The sequence below is a fragment of the Vibrio sp. SBT000027 genome (assembly GCF_963894355.1).
Lineage (GTDB): Bacteria > Pseudomonadota > Gammaproteobacteria > Enterobacterales > Vibrionaceae > Vibrio > Vibrio splendidus.
Window position 1 is genome coordinate 255,884 of the sequence record NZ_CAWQGD010000001.1, and the last position, 12,010, is coordinate 267,893.

General features: G+C 46.3%; 8 protein-coding genes. 6 read left to right on the forward strand and 2 right to left on the reverse strand.

Annotated features, from left to right (window positions below):
* Window positions 1-114: 114 nt before the first annotated feature.
* On the reverse strand, window positions 115-1,389 hold the full coding sequence (locus AACU28_RS01135; RefSeq protein WP_121602141.1) for an amino acid deaminase: 1,275 nt from the start codon (window positions 1,387-1,389) through the stop codon (window positions 115-117).
* 176 nt (window positions 1,390-1,565) lie between these two features.
* Between AACU28_RS01135 and AACU28_RS01140 the strand changes: the two genes are divergently transcribed.
* The 6 genes from AACU28_RS01140 (at window position 1,566) to AACU28_RS01165 (ending at window position 9,634) form a co-directional block, all read left to right on the forward strand.
* Window positions 1,566-2,999 carry an N-acyl-D-amino-acid deacylase family protein gene (locus tag AACU28_RS01140; protein ID WP_108184968.1) on the forward strand — a complete coding sequence of 478 codons (1,434 nt, stop codon included), beginning with the start codon at window positions 1,566-1,568 and terminating at the stop codon, window positions 2,997-2,999.
* A 139-nt stretch (window positions 3,000-3,138) separates the two neighbouring features.
* Entirely contained in the window at window positions 3,139-3,531 is a 393-nt protein-coding gene (locus AACU28_RS01145; RefSeq protein ID WP_004732497.1) for a RidA family protein, read from the forward strand.
* Between the two features lie 205 nt (window positions 3,532-3,736).
* A complete protein-coding gene (locus tag AACU28_RS01150; protein WP_108175218.1) occupies window positions 3,737-5,251 on the forward strand; it encodes a sodium:solute symporter family protein in 1,515 nt (504 codons plus the stop codon).
* A 129-nt stretch (window positions 5,252-5,380) separates the two neighbouring features.
* Window positions 5,381-6,349, forward strand: a complete 969-nt coding sequence (locus AACU28_RS01155) for a sugar kinase (RefSeq protein WP_121602142.1) — start codon at window positions 5,381-5,383, stop codon at window positions 6,347-6,349.
* Window positions 6,350-6,368: 19 nt separating this feature from the next.
* A complete protein-coding gene (locus tag AACU28_RS01160) occupies window positions 6,369-7,004 on the forward strand; it encodes a bifunctional 4-hydroxy-2-oxoglutarate aldolase/2-dehydro-3-deoxy-phosphogluconate aldolase (protein WP_121602143.1) in 636 nt (211 codons plus the stop codon).
* Between the two features lie 179 nt (window positions 7,005-7,183).
* Window positions 7,184-9,634, forward strand: coding sequence for a family 20 glycosylhydrolase (locus AACU28_RS01165; protein ID WP_121602144.1), 2,451 nt, complete (start codon window positions 7,184-7,186; stop codon window positions 9,632-9,634).
* Window positions 9,635-9,754: 120 nt separating this feature from the next.
* On the opposite strand, the gene AACU28_RS01170 is transcribed toward AACU28_RS01165, so the two are convergent.
* On the reverse strand, window positions 9,755-11,818 hold the full coding sequence (locus tag AACU28_RS01170) for an ATP-binding protein (protein ID WP_121602145.1): 2,064 nt from the start codon (window positions 11,816-11,818) through the stop codon (window positions 9,755-9,757).
* Window positions 11,819-12,010: the final 192 nt, after the last annotated feature.

The window sequence follows — 12,010 nt, forward strand, 5'->3', positions numbered from 1 at the left end:
TCCTGATCCTTTGTTGATGGGGCTATTTGCTAATACCTAGTCATTGGTCGCTAAAGCTTAGCCCCGTTAGTATATCTTATTGTTTCGCTGATTCTAGCTTATCGAGAATTCGATTTAGAAACAGGTTTCCACCCAGTTTGTTACCTGATGGTCGTCATCGCTGATGGCAATGTAGCGCCATTTGTCGAAGGTTAAACACGGATGTGAGGTGGAGAAAGCAATCATGTCGCCCACTTCAATCTCAGAAGAACCGTCAGTTTCAACAAAGGTATGCTGATCCATCACCGCAGTAGAGGTTAAGCCTTTCACTGATATAGCTTCACCATTGCGATAGCCGCGCTCGGCAATCGGTAAACCCGCATCAAAGGCCACATCACGCTTGCCTAGCCCAACCACTAACTTGGTTGGCTCCGGACGAGAGATAACATATGCCCACACCTCAAGTGCCGATTCTAAATCACCCCCCAATTCACACGCGTAACCTTGGTTTACTTGGGCACGTTGCAACACCTTGCTTTGTGCGTCTAGGTAAATACCTGTGTCGTGAATGGCATAGCAACCCGGGCGGATGATCGCCAAGTAATCGGTTAGGTTTGCTAAACATTCTGCAACCACATCGTACCAAGCAGAGCCGGCACCCGTGATGATAGGTTGCCCTGTAATTAGGCCATCTGATGCCAGGCTTTCGACCGAAGTGAGCGCCTGATTTAAGAAGGTACGAATGTCTTGTTCTGCATTGTCACCGTGAATTACACCCTCGTACACTTCAATACCTGCCAGCGAAAGGGTTGGTGTGTCTTGGATGGTTTGAGCCAGTTCTAGAATTTCTTGTGGTGAACGACATCCACAACGACCGCCCGGTACACCAAATTCGATCAGTACTTTTAGTGTCTGTTTTGTATTAGAGAAATATTGGTTAAGTTGCTGCACGTTTACCGAAGAATCCACACAACAGTAAAAGTCGATATCAAACTCACTGATCAGCTGTTCAACGATCGCCATGTTGGTTTTACCCACCAATTGGTTGGCCATGATGATTCGTTTTGCACCCGCCATAGCGGCAACTTCTGCCTGTGCAGGCGTTGCTACTGTAATACCCCAAGCGCCATTTTCTAGCTGTTGGCGGAAAAAAGCAGGTGTCATGGAGGTTTTGCCATGTGGCGACAATTTAACCTGATGGTGATCGGCGAATGATTGCATCCAATTCAGGTTATTGGTTAAGGCGGATTGTTTGATAATTGCTACCGGGAGCGAAATATCTTCATCAACCAGTCGGTAAATACCGTTCTCAGATTGTGATATTGCTCTCCCTTTTTGGCCTTTTTCAGTCAAGATAAAACTATCTTTTTGATACTTTATAACATCTTTATGTGCAGGGTTATGTTTCATTGCTGATTCCTAACATGATTTAAGTTATTGTTATTTAATGTCTAAATATATCCACAATCTGTTTTGTGGTAGAAACTATCACACAAATTAAAATATTATGTGTGTTTTGTCACTGAAAATAATCGGCTGAATTTCTAATATAGCTCCATCAACACAGTGGATTGAGAGAGTGAAAAATGTTGTTCGATACGATAATTAAAAATGTAGAGGTGTTTGATGGCACCGGCGAACAATCGTTTTGTGCCGATGTAGCAATCCGAGATGGAAAAATAGCCGAAATTGGTCAAATCGATCACGAAGATTGTGGCCAGTTGGTTGAGGGAGCAGGCTTAGCATTGGCTCCTGGATTTATCGATGTACACACACATGACGATACCAATGTAATTCGTTACCCAGACTGCCTGCCTAAGATCAGCCAAGGTGTCACAACCGTGATTGTTGGTAACTGTGGTATCAGCGCATCACCAACCGTTTTGGCTGGCGATCCACCTGACCCAATGAATCTTTTAGGCGCTCAGGCTGATTTCAAATACCCAACTTTCGCCGCGTATGCACAAGCGGTGGAGCAAGCTCAACCTGCAGTAAACGTTGCAGCGTTAGTCGGCCATACCACATTGCGCAACCAAGTGATGGACGACCTGCAGCGCACTGCAAGCGAAGACGAAATCGCAGCGATGCAAACCAACCTTGATTTGGCGATGGCGCAAGGAGCATTAGGTTTGAGCTCGGGTTTGGCTTACGCCAGCGCGAAACAAGCGAATGCCAACGAAGTGATGCAGTTAGCGAAAGTGCTTTCTGGTCACGGCGGCATCTATACCACGCATATGCGTACCGAATTTGAAGAGATCTTAAGCGCGATGGAAGAGGCGTTTGAGACAGGACAATACGCAAAAGTGCCGGTTGTTATCTCTCACCTTAAATGTGCAGGTGCGGGCAATTGGGGCAGAACCGTTGAAGTGCTTGATTTGATGGACAAGGTCTCTGAGCACCAAGATGTGTCTTGCGACTGCTACCCATACTCTGCGAGCTCTTCGACATTAGATTTGAAACAAGTTACCGACGATTTCGACATTTTCATCACTTGGTCTGAAGCAAAACCAGAACACGCAGGCAAAACGCTGAAGCAGATTGCTGATGAAATGAACCTACCTCTGATGGACGCAGCAAAAGCGCTTCAACCAGCGGGTGCGGTGTATCACTGCATGGATGAGAACGACGTAAAGCGCGTATTGAAATACAAACTGACCATGGTTGGTTCAGACGGTTTACCTAATGACCCGCATCCACACCCAAGATTGTGGGGCACCTTCCCGAAAGTGCTAGGTCACTACTGCCGAGACGAAAAACTGTTCTCGTTGCCCGAAGCGATTCACAAGATGACCGGAATGTCGGCTCAGCGTTACAACTTAGCGGGCCGAGGCGAAGTTCGCTGTGGTGCCTTTGCCGATTTAGTTTTATTTGATCCAAAGAATATTAAAGACACAGCAACATTTGAAAACCCTATTTCAGTTGCTGAAGGAATAGAAAGTGTATTTGTAAATGGTGAGTTAACTTACCAGCAAGGAAAAGTAAGAAATAATCGTTCAGGCGTTTTTATTTACCGAAACTAGAGTTTAAATTATTTATTAAATTCAGGTAATTATAAAGACGGCGAATTAATTTAAATATATTGGAATAGAAACTGTTTTATCTATAAAGCCAATGTTATCTATAAATCCAATATTATCTATAAATAAGTGGAGTTAAAAAATGACTATTAAACGTTACGGTGTTGAAGGCGGTACAGGTACAGGCGGACAACATTTACCATTTGCACGTGCAACTGAAGCAGGTGGTTTCCTATACGTTTCTGGCCAGACACCGATGACAGATGGTGAAGTGGTTGAGGGTGGCATTGTTGACCAGTCTCGCCTAGCGATCCAAAACTGTGTCGATATCATGACTGAAGCGGGCTACGGCCTAGAAGACGTAATGCACGTAAAGGTTGTGCTAACGGATTCTCGTTACTTCCAATCTTTTAATAAGGTATTCAAAGAGTTTTTCGGTGCTAACCCACCGGCCCGTATCTGCATGGTTTGCGACTTAGTTGTAGACGTGAAGGTTGAAGTAGATGTGACTTGCTACCGCGCCGATCGCGGATAGTAATAACCTAATCACAATTACCTACTTAGAGAGTATTAGGGGTTAGTCATCCCTGTTATTATCCTTTAATACTCTCACCCTACATTTATAAAAATTACTTTAATTAAAAAAGATAAAATCAATAAAGTAATTATATGAAATATAAAATGAATGAATCATAAATAAAGTTCAGGAATGAACTCAATATTTCACTGAGAGGTGTCAAATGAACAGCACACTTTTTCTTACAGGCTTCGGCGTGTACGTATTATTTTTAATTTGGTTAGGCTGGTTTGTCTCGCGTAATCAAAAATCTGGCGAAGATTTCTTATTAGGTGGCCGTGGCCTACCTATGTTCTTAGTACTTGGTACAACAGTAGCGACGATGGTCGGTACGGGTTCAAGTATGGGTGCGGTTGGCTTCGGCTACGCAAATGGCTGGGCAGGTGCTCTGTACGGCATTGGTGGTGCGATAGGCATCCTATTACTTGCACTTTGGTTTGCTCCGGTTCGTAAATTGAACTTCATGACCATGAGTGAAGAGCTGGCTTATTATGTTGGCGCTAACCGCATCGTGAAAAACGTTGTAGGTGTACTGATCTTTGTTGCTTCAATTGGTTGGTTAGGCGCCCACATTCTAGGTGGCGGCATGTACTTAGCGTGGATTGCAGACATCGATCTCAACCTAGCGAAAATCATTATTGCTGCAGCATTCACTATTTATGTGGTGATCGGTGGTTACACGGCGGTGGTGTGGACCGATACCATTCAAGCTATCATTCTTTTTGCTGGCTTCATCTTGATGGCGGTAATGTCAGTTGATTACATCGGCGGCATGGATAACCTTTACGCTGCAATGGACCCTGCTGCTACAAGCTTTTTAGCAATCGATAAACTGGGTCTTCTGCCTGCTGTTTCTCTGGCTGTGGTTATTGGTGTGGGTGTTCTTGCGACGCCTTCATTCCGCCAACGTATCTACTCAGGTAAAGACGTATCAACCGTTCGTCGCTCATTTGTTGCATCGGGTGTGTTGTACCTTTTCTTCTCAATCATCCCTGCAATCATCGGTATGGCAGCACATGCCATTGACCCAACATTGGATAACGCGAACTACTCGTTCCCTTACGTAGCTGCAACGGTCCTTCCGGTTGGCGTTGGCATGATTGTTCTTATCGCGGGTCTTTCTGCAACGATGTCGAGCGCAAGCTCAGATGCGATAGCCGGTGTTTCTATCCTACTTCGTGATGTTTACGTGATGTTCACGGGCCGCGTACCAAACAAAGAGTCAATGGTGAACTATTCTCGCTTGGCACTGATTGTGGTGATTGGTTTTGCACTGTTGTTCGCACTAACGTCAAACGACATCATTGGCTACATCACGAAAATGATTTCAACCGTAATGTCGGGCATGTTTGTGTGCGGTATGTTGGGTCGATTCTGGAAACGTTACAACTGGCAAGGTGCGCTTGCTACGCTAGCGGGTGCATCTGTGGCTTCATTTGTCGTAATGCTAAATGCAGACTACACGGCTTTCTGGGGTAACCCTGTGATTCCTTCTTGTCTAGTGGCATTAACGGCTGGTGTGATTGTGAGCCTATGTACTCCGGCTAACCAAGTGACACCTGAAATGGCAAAAGCAATTCTTGATGACGAGCGCGCTCTGATGGAGATGGAAATGTCTGAGACTGGCGTACTTGAAGAAGAAACGGCACCTCAACGTCCTGCAAATCAAACAAGCTAATCTCAATGCTCCACAGCAAGTTAGTACAACAAAGTTAGTACAACACGTTGTGGAGTGATTTAGCTAGCTCGGGCTCTGCTTCTCGGTAGGGCCTTTTTCCCCACTTCTCTCTCTATTTTAGGATCTGCTATGCCTGCATCTTCTAACTTAAATATTGCGTTCTTTGGCGAGTGCATGGTCGAAATCAGCGGCTCTCCATTAACCAAAAAATTCGGCGGTGACACGCTCAATACCGCACTTTACCTTTCCCGCTTAACCCAGCATCAAAACCTCTCTGTTCATTACGCGACGGGCCTTGGTAGCGATGAACTGTCTCAAAATATGATTGATAGCTGGCAGTTAGAAGGTATTCAAACCAATTTCGTCGAACGCATCGCGAACAAGCTTCCTGGGCTCTACATGGTCGAAACCGACGAGACAGGCGAGCGACACTTTCATTACTGGCGCAACGATGCGGCAGTAAAATCTTACTTTCAAATTGATAACTTAAACAAGCAAACCGACAACCTGAATAAGCTTGAAATCGCTCTGACAGAGAAGCAAGTCGACGCGGTTTACATCAGCGGTATCAGTATCGCGATCTTGGATGATGCCTCTCGCGAGCGTTTATTCAAAGCCATTAGCGTGTTCTCAAACCAAGGCGGCAAGGTGATTTTTGATAACAACTATCGCCCGCAACTTTGGAGCACCGAACAAGCTCAACATTGGTACGCCAAGTTACTGCCGCTGGTGGACATCGCCTTGATTACTGAAGACGACGACCTGCTGGTTTGGGGTAACTCAGAGAACGTTCAACAACGCTGCCTTCGTTTGGGGTGCCAAGAGATCGTCATCAAACGTGGCTGTGAGCCATGCAAGATTGTTCAAGTTGAACAGGGCAACATTGTTGAGAATTATGTCTCAGCGACTCGTGTTTCTAACGTGGTCGACACCTGCGCTGCGGGCGATTCATTCGCTGCGGGTTATTTAGCTGCGCGTCTTACTGGCGAGAGCGCCACCGACGCAGCCGAACTTGGCCACCAACTGGCTTCCATCGTTATTCAATACTCTGGCGCAATCATCCCCGTGAGCGCTATGAGCCAACTGATTAAAAAATAAAATAAAAAGCGGAATTATTATGTCTCAAGAAATGATCAACACACTTAAGCAATTCAAAGTTATCCCTGTTATCCAAATCAACAAGGTTGAGCACGCAATTCCACTGGCAAAAGTGTTGGTAGAAAACGGCCTGCCAGTTGCTGAAGTAACATTTCGTACTGAAGCGGCAGCTGACGCGATTCGTGCGATGCGCGATGCGTACCCAGAGATGTGTATCGGTGCCGGCACAGTATTAACGCCAGCGCAGATCGACCTTGCGAAAGAGTCGGGCAGCGAATTCATCGTGGCTCCGGGCCTGAATCCAAACACCGTAAAACGCTGCCAAGAAATCGGTATGCCAATCGTTTCGGGCGTAAACAATCCAAGCCAAGTCGAGCAAGCGCTAGAGCTTGGCCTTAACTTCTTGAAGTTCTTCCCTGCAGAAGCGTCTGGTGGCATCAACATGGTGAAGTCTCTGCTAGCGCCATACGTTGATGTGTCTTTAATGCCAACGGGCGGTATCGGTAAACACAACGTGAATGACTACCTAGCAGTGGATCGCGTGGTGTGCTGTGGTGGTACTTGGATGGTGTCGCCAAAAATGATCGAAAACGAGCAATGGGACGAGATTGCGGTATTGGTTCGAGAAGCGGTCGCTCTTGTTAACGAGCAATAAGCTTGTGCGCTCATTCGTTTTTTAACAGGTGACAAGCTTTGAGCTTGCAACAATTTTTGAACTAGCGATAACAAGCTTTCGAATCAGAGATAACGAGTAACAGCAGTGGCTGATGGTTCTGTTTTGTGAATCGTCTCCGATAAACAAAACAGAACCATATTTATATAGGAAAACTAATAATGAAAAAAACTATATTATCCCTATTGATTTCAGGTTCAGTAGTGTCCCCAATGGCGTTAGCAATGGCTCCAAATACCGATCTAAATTTAATGCCGTACCCACAAACGGTCGAGCTGCAAGCTGGGCAAGTTAAGGTCGACGGTAACTTCAAGGTTTACATCAAAGGCTTTAATTCTGATCGCGTTGAATACACGGCGAAACGCTTTATTGATCGCCTTGAGCGCCAGACGGGTGTGCCGATTCTAAATTGGCAGGTTGGTAGTGCAGACGAAGCGAACCTGATCATAGATATCGACGCAGCACCAAAGTCTGAAGTACAGAACATCGACTCTGTAGAGTCCTACAAAATTACCACTCAGGGTGAACAAATCACGCTGAGTTCTCCAAGCCCATATGGCGCTATCCACGGCATCGAAACCCTTTTACAGCTCGTTGAAACCACAGCGACTGGCTACCATATTCCTGCCGTAACCATTGTCGATGAGCCTCGCTTCCGCTGGCGTGGTGTTTCTTACGATACGTCACGCCACTTCATTGAATTCGATGTGTTGATTCGTCAACTAGATGCGATGGCGTCGGCGAAGATGAACGTGTTCCATTGGCACTTCTGGGACGATCAAGGCATTCGTATTCAAACCGAATCATGGCCGCGTCTGTGGTCTGAAACCGCTGATGGTAATTACTACACCAAAGACCAAGTTCGCTACCTAGTTGAATACGCCCGTAATCTTGGTATCCGTGTTATCCCTGAGGTCTCTCTTCCGGGGCACTCTTCTGCCGTGGCTCACGCTTACCCGCGTTTGATGTCGGGTGGTGAAGGGCAAAACTACGATCAAGAAAGAGGGTGGGGTGTGTTTGAACCGCTCATGGATCCACTGAACCCAGAAGTCTATGAGATGCTTGGTGATGTGTTTGATGAAGTGACCGAGCTGTTCCCTGATGAGTACTTCCACATTGGTGGCGATGAGCCGAATTATGCACAGTGGAAAAACAGTGAAAAGCACCAACAGTTCATTGAAGAAAACAATATCGATGGCGAGCGTGGTCTGCAGTCTTACCTCAATGTAAAAGTTGAGAAGATGCTCGAAGAGCGTGGTAAGAAGATGACTGGTTGGGATGAAATTTGGCATAAAGATCTGCCGACTTCGATCGTGATTCAAAGCTGGCAAGGGCACGATAGCATTGGTCGTGCGGCTAAAGAGGGCTACACAGGTATTCTTTCTACGGGTTATTACCTAGATCAACCTCAGCCGACTAGCTACCATTATCGCAATGACCCAATGCCAAGTGGCATTACTGTTGACGATAAGCTGCACAGTGGCGAAAAGTTCGTCACGTATCAATGGGAGAAGCCACGTTCAAAAGGCGGTCCACGTAAGGGAACACTGACTATCATTGAAGCGAAAGACGGCACTTTCCGCGCATTCAGTGATTACAACGGCAAGTCTCGTGAAGAGATTTACATCCTTGATTATGTGCCGGGTAAAACCTTTGTTGGTCACTTCGATAACTTCATGTCGTACACCGAGTTCAACCTAAACTTGAATCAAAAGGGTTTTGCCGAAGGCAGTTACCAATTGGTCGGTAATGTGCGTTGGCCAACTACAGGTGAAGTGATTGCGAGCAGTGATGTTGAAGGCAGCGTGATTCCTGAACCAAATGGTGGTTACCCTGCAGAATTAACGGATAAAGAAAAAGAGCTTATCTTGGGCGGCGAGATCACCATGTGGCTAGAGAATAAAGACAGCCTCACGGTTGAAAACTACCTATGGCCACGCAGCTATGCGATTGCAGAGCGCTTCTGGTCTGATGCAGAATTGACGGACGAACGCAGCATGTACAAACGTATGAAAGCGATGGATACTTGGTCTGAAGTGTCGGTTGGGCTGCGTCATCATGCGGATGCTGACATGTTGTTGAAGCGTATTGCAAAAGGCCAAGATATCCACGACCTACGCGTGCTTGCCAAGTACACCGAGCCAGCACAGTACTACGCGCGCAACTGGGAGAAGTGGAACTCTACTGAACCTAAGGGCACTTTATACAGCCAATACGAGCGCTTAAACCGCTTCGTGGATGCACTGCCAGTGGAAAGCTACGCGGTGTATGAGATGCAAGATTTGGTCAACGAAGTCGCGACAGGCAATCAACAAGCACTAGAGCAACTTGCACAGCATTATCATCAAGCAAAAGCGGCTGCACTTGCGGCTAAAACTGTCTTCGCTGGCAATGTGTCCTCAGTAGAAACTGTGATTGTCGCTGAGAAAACCGCGGAAGTCGCAGACTTGGCGTTAACCTTGATTGCTAAAGCACAAGCGGGTGAAAAAGTTAGAGCATCAGACGCGAACGCCTATCAAGCGATACTGTCTGAATCAGCGAAGATCTACGACGAATCGATCATCGCGATTGTTCGCCCGACAGAGCTCTTGTTGAAGCAGTTAGCGGAGTAAGCTGTTAACGGATTAACGAAGTAAGTCACACGCTAACAAATGAATCAAAACCGCCCTCTGTGGGCGGTTTTTTAGTTTTCGCTTCTCAATCGGGTGCGATTCCTCGCCCAATGTAAGCGACTACTCACTATCACTATTCTGTAGCGTTAACGTGAATGTCATGCCTTGATCTGGGTTGTTCTTGGCTATCAAGGTACCTTGCATATCTCGCACGTTGTTTGCTGTGATTGCCAAGCCTAGACCCAAACCTTCGCCCATCTTTTTGTTGGTATGGAAGGGTTCGAAAATGGTTTCGAGTTGGTCTTCTGACACGCCACAGCCATTATCTTGCACCTTGATGATCACACGTTGTCGATCGGTGTGTGCGCTGATAACAATGGTCGCGAGTGTTTGATTCTGCGTAGCGTCTACAGCGTTTCTGATTAGGTTGCCAAGCACTTGGCGAAGTCGTGCCTCTTCTCCCATCACCATCGAAACATTAGAGGCGACACGCACGCGAATATCGACGTTGTCTAATTCGGCTTGGTGAATTCGTAGGGTTTCTTGCAGTGCTTCGGTGAGTGAAACTGGATAGGGCTTCTCAAGTCTTTTAAAGGCGAACGACTTCAATTGACTGGTCATGTTGGCCATTCTGTCGATGAGGCACATCACGAGATCCATGTTCGCTTTCAACATCTTGGTCTCGCCTCTTTCCATCAGCAATTGATTACTTGAAAGCAGGGTTTTTAGACCAGTAAGCGGTTGATTTAGCTCATGAGTGATCGCACTCGACATCCGCCCTAATGCGGCAAGTTTGCTTGATTCCACCAATTCTTGCTGCGCATCTTTGAGGTCTTGTGTTCGCTCTTCGACGCGCAGTTGCAGCGTTTTATTGGCTTCCTGAACTGCGATCTCCGCTTTCTTACGTTTACTGATATCAATCACGGTACACAGGTAATAAGTCGTGGCATGCCAAGGAAAGGCACTAATAGAGAACAACACCGGGAAGTAACTGCCATCGCTGCGCCTCGCCATGGTTTCGACGCTGGTGATCTCAGCCAGTTCTTGGTGTTGTTCCAAGTTCTTGAGCAATTGTAAGCTGGTTGAATTCGGGTTGCCGGCTTCAAATAACTGCCACGCCTTGATATTGCTGATCATTGAATCAGATAGGGAAAAGTAGTTCTTCGCCATCAGGTTGATATCGTGGATGCGACCGTGTTTATCGATCAGTATCAACCCAACATGGGTTTTATTGATCATCCCAGACAGTCGTTTCTCAGACTCTTCGATAAGCTTTTGGATTCGCAGATTACTGAGCTTTTTCTGACGTCTTTGATAAAGAATAACCAGCAACAGCAGAATGAAAAGACAGCCAACCGCCACACTCCAGCTGATCCAGTTCGTGGTCTGGTTGAGGCTGGTTAATGGGGTGAGGTAGGTTAAACGCCAATTGAGGTCATCTAACTTGATGGATTGGATAAGGTAGTCTTTATCTTGCAGTCGCCACACGCGAATATGGGTTTGGTCATACAGCTCACGTTTTATCGCTGTGGGCTGAGAATTGAATGTGTCATTGAACCAGTCGGCACTCAGCCGGTGATCACTGGAGAGAAAGAACTGATCGCGAGGGTTCTGGAACAGAATCGCTTCACCATCGGCAAACCATTGATCGGTTAACAATGACAAATCGATTTGCACCGCGACAATACCCACCACATCAGAGGCTCGATAAACCGGCGCGGCAATAAAATAATCGGGTGTCACGCCTTTATTTTTGGTCACTACCGAAATCGCACCACCTTGCTGGTGGATCTTAGAGACAATCGTGCTGGCGTTCTTTTTGCTCAGCTTGCTTCTTTCGACACTCGATACCAATAAATTACCTTCGCCAGAAAGCAGATACCAGCCCTTGGTATTGGCGGCTTTATCCAATTGAATCAGCTGCTTCTTAATGCGTCTTTCTAGGCGGGCTTCACCATCAATGAAACGCACACTGGTTTCATCATTGGTTACTAGGTAGGGCAGATAATAGAAGCGTTTCAGGGTACGTCTGGCTTCGGCAATGTATCCGAGGAAGCGCTGTTCGGCATAGCGCTGGGCTTGTTCGAGCTTCCATTGGCTTATGCCACTTTTGGTGGTTACCTGAACCAAACCAATTAATAAACAGGCACATAGGAACAACCAATATCGATTGTTATTCATCATTGCTGAACAAATTCCTTTAAAATTAGTGGCTTGCCTCTTTGAGCTAGTGGTTTGACAAGGTTTTCTGTTTGCTTTTTAAGCGAATGGAGAGTGAGACAAGTTGAAGCTAACAAACATTAGAAAACTGTTAAAGGAGTGTTATTCAAAGTGGGAGCTAGCTCCTTTTCGTCTGCGGATTTTTTACATACCGTG